At 69.3% G+C, this 18,025-nt stretch carries 21 protein-coding genes; 14 read left to right on the top strand and 7 right to left on the bottom strand.

Translation table 11 applies throughout. From position 1 onward, the window contains the following. Positions 1 to 188 precede the first annotated feature (188 nt). Complete coding sequence (locus tag ABZX92_RS03960; protein ID WP_355553644.1) at positions 189 to 521, top strand: STAS domain-containing protein; 333 nt, start codon at positions 189 to 191, stop codon at positions 519 to 521. A gap of 77 nt (positions 522 to 598) precedes the next feature. Next, positions 599 to 1,780, top strand: a complete 1,182-nt coding sequence (locus ABZX92_RS03955) for a PP2C family protein-serine/threonine phosphatase (protein ID WP_355553641.1) — start codon at positions 599 to 601, stop codon at positions 1,778 to 1,780. On the opposite strand, the gene ABZX92_RS03950 is transcribed toward ABZX92_RS03955, so the two are convergent. The 4 genes from ABZX92_RS03950 to ABZX92_RS03935 are packed head-to-tail and all read right to left on the bottom strand — an operon-like array spanning position 1,767 to position 3,729. Further along, complete coding sequence (locus ABZX92_RS03950) at positions 1,767 to 1,895, bottom strand: hypothetical protein (protein ID WP_355553638.1); 129 nt, start codon at positions 1,893 to 1,895, stop codon at positions 1,767 to 1,769. The genes ABZX92_RS03955 and ABZX92_RS03950 overlap by 14 nt on opposite strands. Before the next feature lie 11 nt (positions 1,896 to 1,906). Beyond that, complete coding sequence (locus ABZX92_RS03945) at positions 1,907 to 2,314, bottom strand: PRC-barrel domain containing protein (protein WP_355553635.1); 408 nt, start codon at positions 2,312 to 2,314, stop codon at positions 1,907 to 1,909. Between the two features lie 33 nt (positions 2,315 to 2,347). Continuing rightward, entirely contained in the window at positions 2,348 to 2,881 is a 534-nt protein-coding gene (locus ABZX92_RS03940; RefSeq protein ID WP_355553632.1) for a DUF305 domain-containing protein, read from the bottom strand. After that, the gene (locus ABZX92_RS03935) at positions 2,881 to 3,729 is read right to left on the bottom strand and encodes a lytic polysaccharide monooxygenase (protein ID WP_355553629.1); all 849 of its coding nucleotides are present in this window, start codon (positions 3,727 to 3,729) and stop codon (positions 2,881 to 2,883) included. Before ABZX92_RS03935 ends, ABZX92_RS03940 begins: the two co-directional genes overlap by 1 nt. Before the next feature lie 169 nt (positions 3,730 to 3,898). On the opposite strand from ABZX92_RS03935, the gene ABZX92_RS03930 reads away from it, so the two are divergent. The 8 genes from ABZX92_RS03930 to ABZX92_RS03895 all read left to right on the top strand — a co-directional run bounded on the left by ABZX92_RS03930 (position 3,899) and on the right by ABZX92_RS03895 (position 9,831). Then, complete coding sequence (locus tag ABZX92_RS03930) at positions 3,899 to 6,448, top strand: tetratricopeptide repeat protein (protein ID WP_355553626.1); 2,550 nt, start codon at positions 3,899 to 3,901, stop codon at positions 6,446 to 6,448. A gap of 43 nt (positions 6,449 to 6,491) precedes the next feature. Beyond that, complete coding sequence (locus ABZX92_RS03925) at positions 6,492 to 6,920, top strand: hypothetical protein (protein ID WP_355553623.1); 429 nt, start codon at positions 6,492 to 6,494, stop codon at positions 6,918 to 6,920. A 2-nt stretch (positions 6,921 to 6,922) separates the two neighbouring features. Then, a complete protein-coding gene (locus ABZX92_RS03920; RefSeq protein ID WP_355553620.1) occupies positions 6,923 to 7,345 on the top strand; it encodes a hypothetical protein in 423 nt (140 codons plus the stop codon). A 232-nt stretch (positions 7,346 to 7,577) separates the two neighbouring features. Then, positions 7,578 to 7,907: a VOC family protein gene (locus ABZX92_RS03915; RefSeq protein ID WP_355553658.1), complete on the top strand. Its 330-nt coding sequence runs from the start codon at positions 7,578 to 7,580 to the stop codon at positions 7,905 to 7,907. Between the two features lie 45 nt (positions 7,908 to 7,952). Beyond that, on the top strand, positions 7,953 to 9,029 hold the full coding sequence (locus tag ABZX92_RS03910) for an inorganic phosphate transporter (protein ID WP_355553617.1): 1,077 nt from the start codon (positions 7,953 to 7,955) through the stop codon (positions 9,027 to 9,029). An 11-nt stretch (positions 9,030 to 9,040) separates the two neighbouring features. Continuing rightward, entirely contained in the window at positions 9,041 to 9,229 is a 189-nt protein-coding gene (locus ABZX92_RS03905; protein ID WP_355553615.1) for a hypothetical protein, read from the top strand. Positions 9,230 to 9,279: 50 nt separating this feature from the next. Then, complete coding sequence (locus ABZX92_RS03900; RefSeq protein ID WP_355553612.1) at positions 9,280 to 9,585, top strand: nuclear transport factor 2 family protein; 306 nt, start codon at positions 9,280 to 9,282, stop codon at positions 9,583 to 9,585. Beyond that, complete coding sequence (locus ABZX92_RS03895; protein WP_355553609.1) at positions 9,586 to 9,831, top strand: DUF2630 family protein; 246 nt, start codon at positions 9,586 to 9,588, stop codon at positions 9,829 to 9,831. It abuts the gene before it with no gap. Positions 9,832 to 9,838: 7 nt separating this feature from the next. On the opposite strand, the gene ABZX92_RS03890 is transcribed toward ABZX92_RS03895, so the two are convergent. Further along, positions 9,839 to 10,312, bottom strand: coding sequence for a GtrA family protein (locus ABZX92_RS03890; protein WP_355553606.1), 474 nt, complete (start codon positions 10,310 to 10,312; stop codon positions 9,839 to 9,841). 98 nt (positions 10,313 to 10,410) lie between these two features. Next, a complete protein-coding gene (locus tag ABZX92_RS03885) occupies positions 10,411 to 11,301 on the bottom strand; it encodes an AraC family transcriptional regulator (protein WP_355553603.1) in 891 nt (296 codons plus the stop codon). Between the two features lie 91 nt (positions 11,302 to 11,392). Here ABZX92_RS03885 and ABZX92_RS03880 point away from each other — a divergent pair, with 91 nt between their 5' ends. Together ABZX92_RS03880 and ABZX92_RS03875 are read left to right on the top strand one after the other, a co-directional pair. Next, entirely contained in the window at positions 11,393 to 12,049 is a 657-nt protein-coding gene (locus ABZX92_RS03880; RefSeq protein ID WP_355553600.1) for a methyltransferase domain-containing protein, read from the top strand. A gap of 123 nt (positions 12,050 to 12,172) precedes the next feature. Beyond that, positions 12,173 to 14,158 (top strand): protein kinase, encoded by a 1,986-nt coding sequence (locus ABZX92_RS03875; RefSeq protein WP_355553597.1) that lies wholly within the window; start codon positions 12,173 to 12,175, stop codon positions 14,156 to 14,158. On the opposite strand, the gene ABZX92_RS03870 is transcribed toward ABZX92_RS03875, so the two are convergent. Next, entirely contained in the window at positions 14,155 to 14,622 is a 468-nt protein-coding gene (locus ABZX92_RS03870) for a hypothetical protein (RefSeq protein WP_355553594.1), read from the bottom strand. The two genes, ABZX92_RS03875 and ABZX92_RS03870, sit on opposite strands and share 4 nt — an antisense overlap. Positions 14,623 to 14,699: 77 nt before the next feature. Here ABZX92_RS03870 and ABZX92_RS03865 point away from each other — a divergent pair, with 77 nt between their 5' ends. Next, positions 14,700 to 16,304, top strand: a complete 1,605-nt coding sequence (locus ABZX92_RS03865) for an allantoin permease (protein WP_355553591.1) — start codon at positions 14,700 to 14,702, stop codon at positions 16,302 to 16,304. Between the two features lie 18 nt (positions 16,305 to 16,322). Further along, entirely contained in the window at positions 16,323 to 18,020 is a 1,698-nt protein-coding gene (locus tag ABZX92_RS03860; protein ID WP_355553588.1) for a sodium:proton antiporter, read from the top strand. Positions 18,021 to 18,025: the final 5 nt, after the last annotated feature.

The following is an 18,025-nucleotide window of genomic DNA, read 5'->3' as shown; positions in this document are numbered from 1 at the left end:
GAAGCGGGCCTGGAACTCCAGCTCGTCCGCCACGCGCTGGTCGGCGCTCGCGCTGTTCTTCTGCTCCCGGACTGCGCTACGGTCAGACGGGGTTGAGCAGGCAGCCCGCGAGACGGTCGTACCGTCCTTTGAGAGGTTGCTGCATGCTCACCCCCGATGATGTTCCTTTCCGCACCAGCAGAGAGAGCGTGGGCGCCGCAGTAGTCGTGCACGTTGCCGGCGAGCTGGACCGCGTGACGGCAGACGAGTTGTCCGGCTGTCTGACCGAGGCCGTGGAGTCCGTGAATCCGCCCGCACCCGTGGTGGTCGACCTGACCGAGGTGACCTTCCTCGGCGCGTGCGGCATCTCCTTGCTGCTCGATCACCAGGACCTCTGCCTGCGCAGGGGCAGCGCGCTGGTGGTCGTCGCGAACACTCCCGCCGTGCTGCGGCCGCTGCAGGTGCTGGAGCTGATGAACGTGCTGGGAGTGCGGTCGTTCCTGCCGGAGTTCACGTCGTCGGAGGTGTCCGGCCTGGCGTGATCGGTCCGCAAAGGATCTGAGGAGGAACGCCGACGGACGACCTCGCTGACGACCGCGCGGAGGATCGCGCGTACGAGATGCTCGCGACCCTGCTCGAGGACAGCCACCTCGCCACCCTGGAGCGGTTGCCCGAGCTCGTCGGGAAGCGTGCGGCCGCCGTCGGGCTGTCGGAGATCCTGATCATGCTCGCGGACCTGCGCGAGGAGACGCTGGTCGCGCTGCATCCCGCGGAGAAGCACTCCTTCCCGGTGGACGCGAGCATGGCGGGCAGGGCGTTCCGCGACTTCACGCTGATCGCGACCGCGCGCAACGGCACGCAGCACTTCTGGGTCCCGTTGCTCGACGGCACGGAACGCCTCGGCGTGCTGGGCGTGGCCGCGGCGGACCGTTCGGAGTCCACCGTGGACCACGTGCGGGCGCTGGCGTCGCTGGTCGCGCTGATGCTGGTGAGCAAACGCCCGCACAGCGACACCTACCAGCGGCTCGTGAGGGCCAAGCCGATGGCCGTCGCCGCGGAGGTGGTGTGGCCGTTGATGCCGCCGCTCACCTTCGCCACGGACAACCTCGTGCTGACCGCCGTGCTGGAGCCCGCCTACGACATCGGTGGCGACGCGATCGACTACGCGATCGAGGGACAGGTCGTGCACCTGTCGATCTTCGACGCGATGGGACACGACCAGTCCGCGGGCCTGACGGTCGCGCTGGCGACCGGAACGTCCCGCAGCCACCGCCGGCGCGGCGCGAACCTGGTCGACATCAGCATCGCGGTGGACGAGGTGATCGGCGAGCAGTTCGGCGGGCAGCGGTTCGCCACCGGTGTGCTGGCCGAGCTCGACTTCCGCACCGGCGTGCTCACCTGGGTGAACCGCGGGCACCCGCCGCCGCTGGTGATCCGCCAGGGCCGCTGGCTGCGGCAGCTCCAGTGCCGTCCATCGCCGCCGATGGGCTTCCGGCTGCCCGCGTCACCGGTGCTGTGCCACGAACACCTAGAACCCGGTGACCGGCTGCTCTTCTACACCGACGGCATCGTCGAGGCCCGCGACAGCCACGGGCGCCAGTTCGGCCTGCGTCGGTTCGCGGACTTCATCATCCGCCGCGAGGCCGACGGCTGTCCGGCGCCCGAGACGTTGCGGCGCCTCATGCGGACCGTGCTCGACCACCAGCACGGACGGTTGCAGGACGACGCGAGCGCGCTTCTCGTGGAGTGGCAGCACAACCGCGAGAAGTCGCTGCTCGTGAAGACGCCTAACCGTGCCTGATCCAGCGCAGCACGACCCAGATCACGGCGATCCCGGCGAGGACGCCGAGCCCGGACCGCGCCGCGACCGCGCGCTCGGCGTTCTCCTGCTTGCGCAGCGCCTTGTCGTTCTTCATCCCGGCTGCTCCTAGAGCATCGGCGGCATCATGCGGTAGCTCTCGCTGTAGTACTCACCGGTGCGCCGCCGGTAGTCCTCGTGGTTGTCCGGGTCGTACTCGGGCGCGTTCTTGATCTGGTCCTTGGTGCGGTCCACGTAGACCTTGCGCTCGCCGTGGTCCACCCGTTGCACCACGCCTACGGGCAGGACCACGGTGCGCCCGAAGATCCACGGCCCGGTGGAGATCATCAGGCAGTCGTTCGGCACCTTGGCGTTGTCGTCGTCCACCTTGCCGATGCTGCCGTCGGTCGCCTCGACCTCGTAGCCGATCAGGCCGGTGTCGGGGCGCCGGGCGAGCTCGGCCTCGTCCGGACCGGGTTCCTCGTCGGCCCAGGACGGATCCCGCCACACCCACGGGACGAACGGGACTGGTTGCATCTCGGCCTCCTCTGTCCAGACCGGGGTACCCCGCTAGGCCTGGCCGAGGAACCTCTTCATCATGTCGATCTGCGCGGCCCGCGACTTCTCGATGCGATCCGCGAGGTCCTTCACCTCCTTGTGCGCACCGCTGCCGGACTCCCAGCGCGCCAGCTGCAGGGCGTCGTCCTGGTGCGCGATCATGACGTTGAGCAGCCGCTGGTCGAACTCCTTGCCGTGCAACGACTGCAGCCGCGCGACCTCCTCGGGTTTGGTGCGCCGCATGCCGCCGTGGCCCGCGTGCGAGTCCACCGGAGCTGTCAACGGCTCGTGCCAGGAGCTCAACCACTCCTTCATCGTGCCGATCTCACCGGCCTGAGTGGACTCGATGGCGGCCGCGAGCATCCTCAGGTCCTCGGACGCGGCGCGGTCCTTCGCCAGTGCCACCATAGTGACGCCCTGCTCGTGGTGCGGGATCATCATCTGCAGGAACATCACGTCCAGCGGATCGCCGTGCAACGTGGTGCCCGGTTGCTCGACAGCACAACCGGACACCACGAGGGCGAGCAGCAGCAACAAGGTCCGCATCAGAGACGTTTCCACAGGGCCGGCGTGTTCGGCGGTTCCCACCCGGCGATGGCGGTGTGCGCGAGCTGGCACTCGTAGCCGACGCCGTTGTAGGTCACGCGGTTGCCGATCGCGTACGTCGTGCCCGCGGCCCACGTCCCGCTCGGAGGCGGGGCAGTGGTCGTGGTGGTGGGCGGCGGCGTCGGGTTGGTCGTGGTCGGGGGCGGGTTGGTTCCACCACCGAAGTCGACGTCCGAGCACGTGTAGAACGCCTCGGCGCTGCCCACGACCCGTTGCCAGATCGAGTAGATGAGGTGGCGGCCGGTGCGTTGCGGGATGTTCAGCGTCCAGTTGGTGAACGTCGTCGGGTTCTGGTTGTTGAAGGTCTGCAGGAGCACCAGGTCGGACCACCGCAGCGGCTGCGTCGGGCTCCAGCCCTGCCGGGTGATGTAGAACTCGAAGTTGCTGTTCGAGTGCGGTGCCGTGGCGTGGTAGGTCACCGTGAGCGGCCCGGCGGAGACGCGTTTGGCCGGCCAGTCGGCGCGTTGCAGGTCGAGGCCGCGGAACTTGTCGCGGCCCGCGCTGCACAGCTTGCCGTCCGGGATGAGCTCGCGGTGCCGGCCGCCCGCGTCGAGCAGCGACACCTCGTTCCAGTCGTAGAACGCCTGCGTGCCACCGGCCGCGACGGCCGCCTTGCACGCGTCGGACTTGGGGTTCTCCGGGTTCTCCTGCTTGCACGTGTAGACGCGGCTGGCCGGGTCGGACATCGTGCCGTGGGCGCTGGCGGTCATCGCGGGCACGAGAAGTGCGGCGGCCAGAGCGGTGGTGGCGGTGAGACTCGCGAGAGCGAGCCGATTCCGTGCCTTCATTGCTCCTCCTGGCAGGCGGAGGCGGCGAACACAGAGGTGTTCGCGAGCGGGATCGGCGGCCCGGTTCACGAGTGTAAACAATTGGTCGGACCATTTCGTCCGCCAACCGAAGGAACCCGCCCGCCTGCCGGACACCCGCTTCTCGGGGCCGATCATTAGGCTTCAGCCCATGTCCGCCCCGAGACCCGACGACGCGCACGCGATCGATGAGCTGATCGCTCAGCTGCGCGCGCTCAAGGTCTGGGCGGGAAACCCGTCGTTGCGGACCATGGAGAAGCTGTCCGGGCTCGCCCGCAGCACGCTCGCCGACGCGTTGAGCCCACGCAGGAAGACCGTTCCGGCGCTGGAGGTATACCGCGGGCTGTTGCGGGCGTTCAGCGTGCCGGACGACGAAGCCGGGCCGTGGATCACCGCGTGGCGCCGGGTCCAGTCGGAACCGTCCCGCGCCTCGGCCGTCGTGCCGCGTCAGCTGCCCGCGGTGGTGCCGGGCTTCACCGGGCGCGCCAAGGCGTTCAAGGAGCTGACGGCGCTGCTGGAGGGCGGCAGCAGGCTCGCGGTGGTGTGCGGGATTCCGGGCGTGGGCAAGACGGCGCTGGCCGTGCAGTGGGCGCACCAGGTGGCGGCGAGGTTCCCGGACGGACAGGTCTACCTGGACCTGCGCGGCTACTCGGCCGGGCCGCCGGTCACCCCGGACCAGGCTCTGGCGCTCGCGATCCGGGCGTTCGGCGTGCCGGGTGAGGACATCCCGTTGCAGCAGGACGCGATGATCGGCATGTACCGGTCGTTGACGTCGGACAAGCGCGTGCTGGTGATGGTGGACAACGCGCCGAGCGCCGCACACGTCCGTCCGCTCGTGCCGGGTGGGCCGGGCTGCATGACCGTGGTGACGAGCCGGGACCGCCTGGCCGGGCTGGTGGCGCGGGACGGCGCGCACCGGCTGGAGCTCGGCGTGCTCACGCCAGAGGAAGCCCCGGCCGTCGTGATCAGCGTGCTGGGGCCGGAACGGGTGCTGCGCGAGGAGGACGCGGTCGACGAGCTGGTCCGGCTGTGCGGTTATCTGCCGCTGGCGCTGCGGATCACGGCCGCGAACCTCGCCGATCGTCCACATCAGACGATCGCGGAGCTGATGGCAGAGCTGACCGCGGGCGACCGGCTGACCGCGCTGGAGATCGAGGGCGACTCGGACGCGGCGGTGCGCACGACGTTCGACCACTCCTACGCGGCGCTCGATCCGGTGGCGCGGATGTTGTTCCGCCGCATGGGTGTGGCGCCGGGCCCGGACCTGCCCGCGCGGGCCGCCGCGGCGCTGCTCGACCGCCCGGAGGCCGACTCGGCGCTGCGCACGCTGGTGGCCGCGCATCTGGTCGAGGTCAAGGCGGCCGGTCGCTATGGACTGCATGATCTGCTCCGCCTTTATGCCCGTGAGCGTTACGCAGCAGAAGAAACCACCGCCGGGTCGATCGACCGGCTCCATTCGCAGTACCTGGAAATGGCCGTTGCCGCGGCGCGCGCGGTGCGTCCGGACTTCTCGGTGCTCGCGTCCGTGAGTCCACAGCAGACGTTCGCCGGCGCCACCGAGGCCCTGCAGTGGTTCGACGCCGAGCGCGCGACGCTGGTGTCGATGATCGAACAGGCTGGCGCGCCGATGGCGTGGCTGCTCACCGACGCGTTGCGCGGCTGCTACTGGCTGCGCCGCCACACCGCGGAATGGCTGGCCGTCGCACGCGTGGGCCTGGCCGCCGCCGACGGTGATCCGAGTGCGTCCGCCGCGATGCACCTGTCGCTCGGCACCGCGCACTGGGGAGCGGGCGACCACCGTGCCGCCGCCACGCACTTCGAGCACGCGGTCGAGTTCAGCCGGGCGGCGGGGGACAGGTTCCGCGAGTTCAGCACGCTCGGCAACCTCGGCGGTGTCCACGCGGAGCTGGGGCAGCTGGAGGAGGCGGCGGACTGCTTCCGCCGCGAGCTCGCCTACTACACAGAGACCGGGGACACGGCCCGGCGCGCGCGTTCGCTCGGCAACCTCGGGCTCACCGAGATGCGGCTCGGCCGGTTGGTCGAGGCGGCGGCCGACCTGGAGCTGGCCGTCGAGTTGCGCGAGGAGATCGGCGAGACCCGATCCGCCGCGAACTCGTTGGGCGCGCTCGGCGTCGTGCACCGGTACCTCGGTGAACTCGGGCAGGCCGCGCACTTCCTGGAGCGCGCGCGGCAGCTCAACCACGACCACGAGGACCGGGTCAGCGAGGCGGCCGCGCTGGACGACCTCGCCCGCGTGCACCGCGACGCCGGGCGGGCCGCCGACGCGCTGCGGTGTGCGGAGCAGGCGTTGTCGCTCGCCAAGGGCTCCGGCCGGGTGGAGATCGACGCGTTGATCACCGTCGCGTCGGTCCGCGGCCGCCGCGACGACCTGCGCCGGGCGTGGCGGATGGCGGTCGCGATCGGGTACGGGCCGGGCGTGGCGGACGCGCTGGTCGAGCTCGCGTGGCTGGACCTCGCCGCCGGGGAGGCCGATGCGGCGGTGATCGACGCGGCAGAAGCGCACGAACGCGCGTCCGCCACCGGTCAGAGCATCCTCGCCGGCCTCGCGCTCGTGGCTCTGACCAGGGCGCATGAGGCCGCCGGTGACCTGGACGCGGCCGAGGAGGCACGACTGCGGGCGGCCGAGGTGCTGGCGAGCTCGGGGTACCGGGGCGTCCGGGATCGTCCGAACAGCTTGTGAAAGGCCGCGGGGCTTGATAGATCCGTGGTCAAAGGGGGCAAACATGAAGAAGCTGACTGTTGCGGCGGCTGCTGCGCTGGTGCTGGGGACGCTGGTCGCGCCGCTCGCCGAGGCCGGTACCGAACCTGTTTACGATCCCGGCGCGTCGGTGCCGAGCAAGTTCTCGATGAGGCCGGAGAAGCCCGGCGCCGACGCGTACGTCGCCGGTTACTTCGTCGAGTACAGCGTGACGCTCGGCCTCGGGAGGTCCTACGTGAAGGACCTCGCGGACGACGGCCTGGATGTCAGCCTGTGGGTCCAGTACGGCAAAGACAGGCAGCCGGCGCACACGGAGCGGATCGCGACCGCCTCCGGGCCGAACGTCAGCCAGGCCGTCGAGTGGTCCTCGCCGGTCGGGGAGCACGTCGACTTCATCATGATGCGGCTGTGCGCCGGTTCTGGTGAGGACAACTGCGGCAAGTGGATGGGCTGATCATGAAGACTGTCGCGACTGCTGTTGCTCTGGTTCTGGGGGCGCTCGTGGCGCCGGCTGCTGCGGCAGACCCGGGGCCGGTCTACGACCCCGGCTCGGTGAAGGGCAGCGCCTTCACGATGTACACCGACTGGGGCGGCATCGGTGATGCGAAGGCCGTGGGCAAGTTCGTGGAGTACAGCGTGTCGCTGGGCGACGGAACCTACGTCCGGGACCTCGCGGACGACGGCCTCGACGTCCACCTGTGGGTGCTGTACGGCAAGACGCTGGACTACTCGCGCACCGAGGACATCGGGACCGTGTCGGGCCGCAACGTCACCAACGCCGTCCGGTGGACGTCTCCGGCGGACCTGCGTGTCGACTACCTGCGCCTGCGCCTGTGCTTCGGTCCCGGCGAGGAGAAGTGCTCCGGCTGGGAGGGCTGAGGTCCTGTCCGGCTGTCCGGATCTGTCCGGGGTCGTCCGAAGGTCTTTCCCGCTGAGGGCCCCGGGGCGACGCTTCCGGGGTGCTGAATTCGCTGATGCGCAGCCGGTCCGGCCTGGGGGTCTGGACCGGCCGCGCGGTACCGCCGTCCACTGTGATGCTGCCTCGGAGCAGCTGAGTCCGATGAGTTCCGGTCGCTGACCCGGTCCACCTCACATGGACCTGTACAGCGTGATGTGTGTGAGTGACCTCGCCAGGTCGCTGGCGTGGTACCGCGAGGTGTTCTTCGGGCGCACGGCCGACGAGGTCATCGGCGAGGAACACCTGTGGCGGGTGGGGGAGAACGCCTGTCTCGTGATCGACGCGCGCGACGTGAGGGCCGCGCGCGTCGGCGGGTCCATGGTCACGTTCGGGGTGAGCGGGGCGGAGTTGTCCTCGGCGTTGGCGAGGTTCGCGTCGCACGGCGTGGCGCACGGCCCGGTCGAGACCTACTCCAACGGCGTCCAGCACGTCGAGGTGCTGGACCCCGACGGCAACAGCCTGTCTTTGGCCGCCGTTCCTTAACCTCGGCGTTCGTCCTGGTTCATCTGGCGGGGCAACTCGTCCGGCATGGACGTACTGGTTGTCGTCGTCGTGGTGACCGCGTTGGTGTTCGACTTCACCAACGGCTTCCACGACACCGCGAACGCGATGGCCACCTCGATCGCGACCGGCGCGCTGCCGCCACGGGTCGCGGTCGCGGTGTCCGCGGTGCTGAACCTGGTCGGCGCGTTCCTGTCGATCGAGGTCGCGCAGACCATCTCGAACGGGCTGGTCGACGAGACGCGGATCGGGCCGGCGGTGGTGTTCGGCGGGCTGGTCGGGGCGGTGGTGTGGAACCTCGCGACGTGGCTGCTGGGGCTCCCGTCCAGTTCGTCGCACGCCCTGTTCGGCGGGCTGATCGGCGCGACCTGGGTGGCTGCCGGTGCCGACGCCGTCCGGTTCACCGCGGTGGTCGAGAAGGTGCTGGTGCCCGCCGTCGCCTCGCCGTTGATCGCCGGGCTGGTCGCGGCTATCGGCACCTTCATCGCGTACCGGCTCACGCGTGGCGCGCGCACTGCGACTCGTGGGTATCGGTACGGGCAGATCGCGTCGGCCTCGCTCGTATCGCTCGCGCACGGCACCAACGACGCCCAGAAGACGATGGGTGTCATCACGCTGACCCTGATCACAGCCGGTACGTTGCCCGCCGGTGCTTCGCCGCCGCTGTGGGTGATCCTCTCGGCGGGTACGGCGATCGCGCTGGGCACGTGGCTGGGCGGCTGGCGGATCATCCACACGATGGGGCGCCGGATCACCGACGTCGAGCCCGCTCAGGGATTCGCGGCCGAGACCAGCGCCGCCGCCGTGATCCTCACGTCCTCGCAGCTGGGGTTCGCGCTGTCGACCACGCACGTGTGCGCGGGCGGAGTGGTCGGGTCCGGGGTCGGCAAGCGGCTGGCCGACGTGCGGTGGACCGTCGCCGGGCGGATGGTCGTCGCCTGGGCGCTCACCCTGCCCGCCGCGGCGCTGGTCGGTGCGCTGGCCGGTGAGACCGCTTCCACGGGGACCCTCGGCGTGCTCGTGGTGGCCGTGATCGGCGCTGTGGTCGGTGCCGCGGCCTGGATCCTGTCCCGCCGCAATCCCGTCGGCGCGCACAACGTCTGAGGAGGCCTGCTGTGCACATCAACTGGTCAGGGCTGGGCGAGGTGTTCGCCGTCTCGCTGGTGCTCGGAGTGGGCATCGTGACGTTGTTCTCGGCGGGGTTGGCGGTGGCGGATCGTGGTCATCGGGTCGTACCCGCGGTGAGTTTCGCGGCGTGTGCGGCATTGGTCGGGTACGGCATCTATCTGGTGGCCGTGCACTGAGTGAACGTTCCACATGCGGTCTGCATCCTTTTGCGACAAGACTGGACGCCATGACGACCGATCCGACCGTTGAAGCGTTCATCGCCGCCGTGAACGCGGGCGACAGGACCGCCCTCTTCAACCTGCTCACGCCGGACGCCACGATGTCCGACGACGGCACGGACCGCGACCTCCGCGCGTGGACCGCCAAGGAGATCTTCGACGACAACGGCCACATGGTGGTCGAATCGTCCTCCGACGGCGGAAAGTCCCTCATCATCCGGTACCGCAACGACACCTGGGGCGAGATGCGCACCTACTGGAGATTCGTCGTAGAGTCCGGGAAGGTGAGCCGCTTCGAGACGGGACAGGCGTAGATGACTGACGAGAACGTGCTGGGCCGCATCAACGAGCTGGTCGATGAGGAGCACCGGCTGCGCGAACGCGTGGTGGCCGGCGAGATCTCGACCGCCGAGGAACACGACCGGCTGCGTGCCCTGGAAGAAGCTCTCGACCAGTGCTGGGACCTGCTGCGCCGGCGTCGCGCGGCCCGGTCGCAGGGCTTGCCGGCGGACGAGGTTCCCCCGCGCCCGGTGGGCGAGGTCGAGGGGTACCTGCAGTAGACCGCGCTCACTGGCCCTTGGTGTCGCGGAAGATGATCCAGCGCATGACGCTGTACATGAACGCGGCCTCGCAGGCGCCGGCGACGACGCGCGAGAGCACGTACTGCAGGCCGAGCGCGGTCAGCGCGCTGCCGACACCCAGGATGAACGCCAGGTAGTTGAGCAGGATCGCGACCGCGTAGAGGCCCGCCTGCGGGCCGACCGGGGCGTGCGAGCGGAAGTTCAGCGCGCGGTTCAGGACGAAGCTGAGCCCGAACGCGAGCACGTACGCCAGGGTGAACGCGATCGGCACCGGCAGGCCCAGGCCGCTGCGGAACATCATGAGCAGCACCAGGTCGATGCCGAACGTGCACCCGTTGATGATCACGAAGCCCAGGAAGCTCGGCGCGACGACCCGCGACAAGCCGAACGGCAGCCACCTCACCACAACTTCCATCAGCGCGTGGAACCGCTGTCCGAAGTCTTTTCTGTTGTCACTCAAGGTGGAAGATTCCCCGCCGGTCATGGCACGACAGTGCCACGACGGCGAGGGGGGAATCCGACGAATCGCCCACGGCTCGTCAGCCTGTCCGCAGGTGTTCAGCCCCCGTTCACCCGGCGCCACCGGGTCGGGCTCATGTTGTGCACCTTGCCGAACGTCCTGGCGAAGTACCCGGCATCCGGGAACCCGACCTGCCGCCCGATGTCGCCGACCGGCAGTTCCGTGACGGCCAGCAGCCGCCGCGCCTGCACCATCCGGCGCTCGGTGATCCACTCCTGCACCGTCCGCCCGGTCCTGCGCCGCACGGTCGACGTGAGATGGCCGGGAGAGATGCGGACAGCGGCCGCGACCTCCCGCAGCGACAACGGTTCCGGGTACCGGCGCTCGATCACGTCGAACACCTCGGCCAGCAGTGGTTCGGCGTTCTCGCGCAGGTCGCCGACGACGTCCGCGGCCAGCCGGGACACCCCGACGAGCAGCAGGACCAGGTGCGCTGACACCGCCTCCCGGTAGCCCTCCTGGCGATGCGTCAGCTCCTGGTGAAGCGTTTCGATGCGGGCGGTCCACTCCTGTCGAAACGGTTCGGGCACCTTGAGCCGCAACGCACTCGTCGCGCCGCCGTGGACGAACGGGAACAGCAACGGGTGGGTGCGCCATGCCAGGTGTGCGCCGGGGGTCTCCGGGCCGAGCGCGTCGGCCGTGAAGAACACGCCCCAGCCCTGCGAGCCCATCAGGTCGTCGGAATGGGCCTGGCCCATGACGTCGCCCGGCGCTATCACGAACAGGTCGCCCGCCTCGACGTGCCGGATGTGCTTGCCGGTGCGCACGATGCCGCCGTCCGCCGAGAAGAAGGCGATGCCGGGGAAGTCGTGCGAGTGGGCCTCGTGGGAGCCGTCCGCGATGGGATCGTGCCCGAGCCGCATGACCGCCACCGGCAGCTCGCCGGGCGCGGGCTGCCACGTGTAGGTCGCGGGCTCGTCATCCCTCATGGCCGTTCGTCGCGTGCGCACCGTCAAATCATCCCAGTCAAACCACGGATCGACACAGAAACGTTGCTGCAAGGACAGTCACAATGGGTTCATGGCCGAAACATCGTCCCAGGAGCGGGACTACCTGCCCGGTATGGGCAAGCACTACCTGCTGCCGTTCTACGACGTGCTGCACCGGGTGTCGGGGCTCGCGCGCGTGCACGACGAGATGGTCGCGCTGGCCGGGCTGCGGGACGGTCAGCGGGTGCTGGACGTCGGCTGCGGCACCGGGAACCTGTTGCGGGCGACCGGAAAGCGGCATCGAAACGTTTCGCTGACCGGCGTTGATCCCGACCTGAAGATGCTGGCGCGTGCCGAGGGCAAGCTCCGGCGGGCGGGGTTCACCGCACAGCTGGACCGCGGGTTCGCGCAGGAGCTGGCGTTCGAGGACGACTCGTTCGACGTGGTGTTCTCCAGCTTGATGTTGCACCACCTGGACACGCGGTCGAAGGACGAGATGCTGGCGGAGGTGCGGCGGGTGCTGCGGCCGGACGGCGTGCTGGTGCTGGCCGACGCGGCGGTGCACGACCACTCCCATCTCGGCCACAAACGCGGTGCGAGCGGGCAGATGCAGGAGCACCTGCACGACAACGTGGGGGACGCGGTGGCGAAGCGGATCGCCGCGGCCGGGTTCACCGTCGAGCCGACGCGGTTGCGGAAACTGCGGATGTTCGGTGAGGTCGGCATCGAGGTCGCGCGAGTCCGCTAGGGAACTGTCCATTCTCGACCGATTGAACACGCACAATGTTGCTTGGGCGCCAACAGTTCCGGTACTTCGCGAACTTGAGGGATCCCCGCGAACGTGAGCGTGTTCTCATCTACGCTGCGCGCCGTGACAGATGCGACGGGAAGTCTGGTGGCGCAGCGCTACCGGCTCGTTCAGGTGATCGGCACCGGCGGCATGGGCCGGGTGTGGCTCGGCCGGGACGAGGTCATCGGCCGTGAGGTGGCCATCAAGGAGCTGCTGCTGCCGGCCGGTCTGGACGAGCAGCAGCGGGCGTTGCTGTGCCAGCGCGCCATGCGTGAGGCGCAGCTCGCGGGGCAGCTGAACCACCCCGGCATCGTCACCGTGCACGACGTCGTCGAGTACAACGGCACGCCCATGATCGTGATGGAGTTCGTGCGCGGCGGTTCACTGGCCGACGCCATCAAGGCCCGCGGCGCGCTGCCCGTCGACCAGGTCTCCTACATCGCGAACGCGATGCTGAGCGCGTTGCGGGCGGCGCACCAGGCCGGGATCGTGCACCGGGATCTCAAGCCCGCCAACGTGTTGCTGTCCGGCGACCGGGTCGTGATCACGGATTTCGGCATCGCGCGGCTCACCGGCGACGTGCCGCTCACGACCGACGGATCGATCGTCGGCACGCCCGCCTACATGGCGCCGGAGCAGGGCACCGGCGCGCCGATCACGCCCGCGACCGACATGTGGTCGCTCGGCGCGACCCTCTACGCGGCGGTGGAGGGCCGGCCGCCGTACCAGGGCACGGACTTCATGACGACGCTGTCGATGCTGCTGACCCAGGAGCCGCCGCCTCCGGTGCGCGCCGGGCGGATGTCGTCGTTGCTGGGCGGACTGCTGCGCAAGAACCCGGCCGAGCGCGCGTCCGTCGACCAGGCGCAGGCGTTGCTGGCGGGCGCGCCGGTCGTGCTGCCCGTGGTCGCCGCGGCGAAGACCGGGCCGAACAGACGCACGCTGCTGCTCGCCGGGGTCGGCGCGGTGGCGTTGCTCGGTGGCGGCACCGCGTGGTGGCTGAGCCAGAAGGACAACAACGGTGACGCGGCCGAGCTGCCGACCACCGGCGACCAGAAGCTCTCGAACAAGGAGGGCGGCTCCGAGCAGACGACGACCCCGTCCGACGCGAAACCGGGACAGGTGGAGCAGCTCACCGAGCACGTCCAGCTCACCGGCTCCAAGGACGCCGTCCGGTCGATCGCGTGGAGCCCGGACGGCAAACTGCTCGCCAGCTGCGACGGCCACCTCGACGACGACGGCGCCGTGGCCACCATCTGGGACGCCGCGACGGGCAAGCCCGTCGGCACGGTCACGAACCCGGACGGCCCCGGCGGCGCCTCGGCGGACGCGGTGGCGATCAGCCCCGACGGCAAGATCCTCGCGGTGGGCGGCAACCGCACCGGCGACGCGACCACGTACCTTTGGAACCTCGCCGACCGCACGCAGATCGGCCCGCTGGACCAGAGCAGGTCGATCATGAACTCGCTGGTGTTCTCCCCGGACGGCAAGACCGTGGCCGGGCTGACCCACACCGGGAGCATCAAGGTGTGGGACGTGGCGACACGCGCGGTGAAGATCGGCCTGCCCGACGCCGACGGCGGCCACGACCTCACCTTCAGCCCGGACGGCAAGCTGCTGGCCAACGGCGGCACCAAGTACCAGGAGATCCGCCTGTCCGACCCGGCGACCGGCAAGACCGTCAGCACCATCAACGACTCGACCGGCAGCGGCGTGTCGTTCTCGCCGGACGGCAAGACCCTCGCGGTGGTCGACGCGGACGGCACGAACGCCATGCAGCTCTGGGACGTGGCGACGGTGAAGAGCAAGGCCGTCTTCGACCGTCCCGACGACGACCTGCACATCACCATCACCCACGCGCGGTTCCACCCGGACGGCAAGACGATCGCCGCCTGGGGCCAGGGCAACTTCATCCAGCTGTGGGACGTGGCGACGAAGCGGATCCGGGCGACCGTGATCGGCGCCGGTGGGACGATCGAGACCGTGGCGTTCGACCCCAAGGGGGAGCGGATCGCGGCGGGCTGCGGCGACAAGACCATCCGGATCTGGAAGCTGAACCAGCGCTAGAGCTCTTCGAGCTCGCTGACGTCGATTCCGTTGCGTTCCAACGCATCCGCGAACGCCTCGATGACGTTGTCGAGAATCCAGTCGCAGCGGGCTTTGAGCACGGCACCCTCGGCGGTGCGGAAGGCGGGGACGGCCGGCGTGAGACGGGCGGACATCGGCCATTCGTTGTCGTACTGCCAGAGCTCGCCACTCGGGGTCAGCAGGATCCCGGCGTCCTTGAGCACGCCGGGATGTCCTGCGCTCTGCGTCCGGGTGGTCAGCACGAGCCAGCCGGACGCGATCCGCACCTTCTGCTCGCCGACGCGGTCGTAGAGGGTCTGCTCGGCAGGAATCTGGTGGCGGGTCAGCAGGGTCGCGACCTTGCCCGCCCAGGCCGAGATGGTCGCGGAACGCGCCGCCCAAGCCGCCGCTGCCGCCTCGTCGGCGCGCCTGCGTTCCTTCATGAATTCCACAAGGTCATCCACGGGCGCTGACACTACGTCACACGTCCGTCACAGACGCACGGGTCGACGGAAACACCGGCTTCCTAGCGTCACGGCCCATGACCGTTGACGACGAGGTGCGAGCGCCGGCGCTCGAAGCGTCCAAGGAGACGCTGGAGGACTACACCCTGCGGTTCGCGCCGCGCACGTACCGGCGCTGGACGCCCGCGGTGGTCGGGGCGTCGGCACTCGGCGGGATCGCGTACATGGCTGACTTCTCCATCGGCGCCGGGATCGGGCTCACGCACGGGACCGGGAACGCGTTGCTGGCGATCCTGTTCGCGGCCGTCGTCATCTTCGTGACCGGGTTTCCGCTGGCCTACTACGCCGCGCGGTACAACATCGACCTCGACCTGATCACCCGCGGGTCCGGGTTCGGCTACTACGGCTCTGTCATCACCAGCGTCATCTTCGCGAGCTTCACGTTCATCTTCTTCGCGCTCGAAGGCTCGATCATGGCGCAGGGCCTGCGCTACGCGCTCGGGCTGCCGTTGTGGCTGGGGTATCTCACCTCGACGCTGGTGATCATCCCGCTGGTGATCTACGGGATGAGGGTGCTGGCGAAGCTGCAGAGCTGGACGAACCCGTTGTGGCTGCTGCTGATGGTGGCACCGCTGGTCGTCCTGATCGCCCAGGAGCCGGACTCGGTGAGCCGCTTCCTGGCCCACGGGGACACCGGCGTGAACACCGCGGCGGTCATGCTCGGCGCGGGCGTGTGCCTGTCGTTGATGGGACAGATCGGCGAGCAGATCGACTACCTGCGGTTCATGCCGCCGCGGACGAACGAGAACCGAAGGGCGTGGTGGACCGCGACGATCCTCGCCGGGCCCGGCTGGGTCGTGTTCGGGGCGTTGAAGCAGACGATCGGTGTGTTCATGGCCGTCTACGTGCTCGACGCGGTCGGCGCGGTGGCCGCGGTGGAGCCGATCGAGCAGTTCACGGGCGTGTTCAAGCAGTTCATGCCGGCGTGGCTGGTGGTGCCGCTCGCGCTGGTGCTGGTCGTGCTGAGCCAGGTGAAGATCAACGTCACCAACGCCTACTCCGGCTCGCTGGCCTGGACGAACTCGTTCACCCGCGTCACCAAGCGGTATCCGGGGCGGCTGGTGTTCGTGCTGGTCAACCTCGCGATCGCGCTGGTGCTGATGGAAGCGGACATGTTCAGCTTCCTCAACAAGCTGCTGAGCTTCTACTCCAACTGCGCGATGGCCTGGGTCGTCACGGTCGCCACGGACATCGCGATCAACAAGTACGTGCTGAAGCTGTCGCCGAAGCAGCCGGAGTTCCGGCGCGGCATGCTCTACGCGGTCAACCCCGTCGGGGTCGGGTCGTTCCTGGCATCGTCCTTCTTCTCCATTTCCGTCTACTTCGGACTCTTCGGCGCGGCGATCCAGCCGTACTCGCCACTCGTCGCCGTCGGGATCCCGGTTGTGTTGACGCCACTGCTGGCGGTGCTCACGAAGGGGCGCTTCTACCTGCGCCGCAACGACGACGGCATCGCCGAGCCGGTGCTCGACGAGGACGGGAACCCGAGCGGCACGCTGTACGGCTGTGTGGTGTGCGGACAGGAGTACGAGCGACCGGACGTGACGGCGAGTGCCACCGGCGGCACGATCTGTTCACTGTGCCTGAGCACCGACCGGGCGGGTCTGCACGTGCTGCCGTGATCAGGCAAGATCCGCTCCATGCAGGAGCTGGCGTTGCTCGCCGTCGCGGGCGTGCTGATCATCGTCGCGGTGTCGTACCTCGCCCCGAAGCTCGGGGTGGCGGCGCCGGTGTTGCTGGTGCTCGTCGGCATGGGCTGCAGCCAGCTGCCCGGCGCGCCGCACGTGTTCGTGGAACCGCAGGTGATCCTCACGGTCGTGCTGCCGCCGATCCTGTACTCGGCGGCGGTGAACGTGCCGGTCGTGGACTTCCGGCGCAACTTCGCGACGATCGGCTCGCTGTCGGTCGTGCTGGTGGCGGTGTCGGCGTTCGGGACCGGGCTGCTGATCTGGTGGCTGCTGCCGGACATCGGGTTCGCGGCGGCGCTGGCGCTCGGTGCGGTGATCAGCCCGCCCGACGCCGTTGCCGCCACGTCCATCGGCAAGAAGCTCGGCCTGCCACCCCGGCTCGTCACGATTCTCGAGGGTGAGGGGCTGGTCAACGACGCGACGGCGCTCGTGTTGTTGCGCACGGCGATCGTCGCGATCACGGCCAGCGTGTCGTTCGGCGGGGCCGTGGCCGACTTCGCGTTCGCGGTGTCGGTGGGCGTGGTGATCGGGGCGGTCGTCGGCCTCGGCTCGGTGTGGGCGCGCTCTCGGATTCACGGGCAGCCGGTGCTCACCACCGCGATCTCCTACGTCGTGCCGTTCCTCGCGTTCATCCCTGCCGAGGAGTTGGACGCGTCCGGCGTGATCGCGGTCGTGGTGGCCGGTCTGATCACCGGCCACCTGAGCGCCAGGAAGTTCGCCGCGCACGACCGCATCTCCGAGCGCACGAACTGGCGCACGATCCAGTTGCTGCTGGAGAACGGCGTGTTCCTGCTGATGGGCTTCGAGCTCACCTCGGTGGTCGCCGACGTCGCGCGGGAAGGACTGGCGCAGACGCTGGTGATCGGCCTGCTGGTGACGCTCGCGCTGATCGTGCTGCGCGGGGTCTTCGTGATCCCGCTGATCGCGTTGCTGCGCCGGCAGCAACGCCGCGCCGACGCGTTCGCTGACAAGATCGAGTCCTTTCTGGACCGCTTCACCGCGCGAGGCCCGCGTCCCGGCGACGAGAAGCGCTACGACCGCGGAGTTCGCGCGATCCAACGCAAACAGGCCGACGTGCAGTTCTACGCGAACGAAGGCTTGAGCTGGCGCGGCGGTGCGGTGCTGGCGTGGTCGGGCATGCGCGGTGTCGTGACGCTCGCGGCCGCGCAGACGTTGCCCACTGACCTGAAGCACCGCCCCGAGCTGATCCTGATCGCCTTCACGGTCGCGATCGTCACTCTGGTCGTGCAGGGCGGTTCGTTGCCGTTGGTGATCCGGTGGCTCGGCATCCGCGGCAACGACGACGACCACGAACGCCGCGAGTACGCGCGGCTGGCGGGCGAGCTGATGACCGCGACCCACAGCTTCCTGGGCAACCCGGACCTGTGCCGGGAGAACGGGCAGTCCTTCGACTCCGAGTTGCTCGAACAGACGCGTGAACGCACGCTCGCGATGAGCGAGGGCGTGGAGAAGATGTTCGTGGAGCAGGACCCGGACAGCACCCTGCATCAACGTCGTGAGCTGCAGCGAATGATGACGGAGGCCCAGCAGAACGCTCTGCTGGACGCGCGCTCCAGCGGCACCTACGCCTCGCACACCCTGGAACGGGCCCAAAGCTTCATCGACGGCCAGTCCACCCGGTTCTTCTGATCGGC

Source organism: Lentzea sp. NPDC006480, from assembly GCF_040611995.1.
Classification (GTDB): Bacteria; Actinomycetota; Actinomycetes; order Mycobacteriales; family Pseudonocardiaceae; genus Lentzea.
The sequence above is the reverse complement of the archived record's forward strand: the minus strand, read 5'-3'. Positions and strand labels throughout refer to the sequence as shown.

Bases quoted from the DNA above. Each gene is read 5' to 3' on its own strand.
- ABZX92_RS03955 (WP_355553641.1), top strand. From the start codon at position 599: ATGCTCGCGACCCTGCTCGAGGACAGCCACCTCGCCACCCTGGAGCGG.
- ABZX92_RS03950 (WP_355553638.1), bottom strand. From the start codon at position 1,895: ATGAAGAACGACAAGGCGCTGCGCAAGCAGGAGAACGCCGAGCGCGCG.
- ABZX92_RS03945 (WP_355553635.1), bottom strand. From the start codon at position 2,314: ATGCAACCAGTCCCGTTCGTCCCGTGGGTGTGGCGGGATCCGTCCTGG.
- ABZX92_RS03940 (WP_355553632.1), bottom strand. From the start codon at position 2,881: ATGCGGACCTTGTTGCTGCTGCTCGCCCTCGTGGTGTCCGGTTGTGCT.
- ABZX92_RS03935 (WP_355553629.1), bottom strand. From the start codon at position 3,729: ATGAAGGCACGGAATCGGCTCGCTCTCGCGAGTCTCACCGCCACCACC.
- ABZX92_RS03930 (WP_355553626.1), top strand. From the start codon at position 3,899: ATGTCCGCCCCGAGACCCGACGACGCGCACGCGATCGATGAGCTGATC.
- ABZX92_RS03925 (WP_355553623.1), top strand. From the start codon at position 6,492: ATGAAGAAGCTGACTGTTGCGGCGGCTGCTGCGCTGGTGCTGGGGACG.
- ABZX92_RS03920 (WP_355553620.1), top strand. From the start codon at position 6,923: ATGAAGACTGTCGCGACTGCTGTTGCTCTGGTTCTGGGGGCGCTCGTG.
- ABZX92_RS03915 (WP_355553658.1), top strand. From the start codon at position 7,578: ATGTGTGTGAGTGACCTCGCCAGGTCGCTGGCGTGGTACCGCGAGGTG.
- ABZX92_RS03910 (WP_355553617.1), top strand. From the start codon at position 7,953: ATGGACGTACTGGTTGTCGTCGTCGTGGTGACCGCGTTGGTGTTCGAC.
- ABZX92_RS03900 (WP_355553612.1), top strand. From the start codon at position 9,280: ATGACGACCGATCCGACCGTTGAAGCGTTCATCGCCGCCGTGAACGCG.
- ABZX92_RS03895 (WP_355553609.1), top strand. From the start codon at position 9,586: ATGACTGACGAGAACGTGCTGGGCCGCATCAACGAGCTGGTCGATGAG.
- ABZX92_RS03885 (WP_355553603.1), bottom strand. From the start codon at position 11,301: ATGAGGGATGACGAGCCCGCGACCTACACGTGGCAGCCCGCGCCCGGC.
- ABZX92_RS03880 (WP_355553600.1), top strand. From the start codon at position 11,393: ATGGCCGAAACATCGTCCCAGGAGCGGGACTACCTGCCCGGTATGGGC.
- ABZX92_RS03865 (WP_355553591.1), top strand. From the start codon at position 14,700: ATGACCGTTGACGACGAGGTGCGAGCGCCGGCGCTCGAAGCGTCCAAG.
- ABZX92_RS03860 (WP_355553588.1), top strand. From the start codon at position 16,323: ATGCAGGAGCTGGCGTTGCTCGCCGTCGCGGGCGTGCTGATCATCGTC.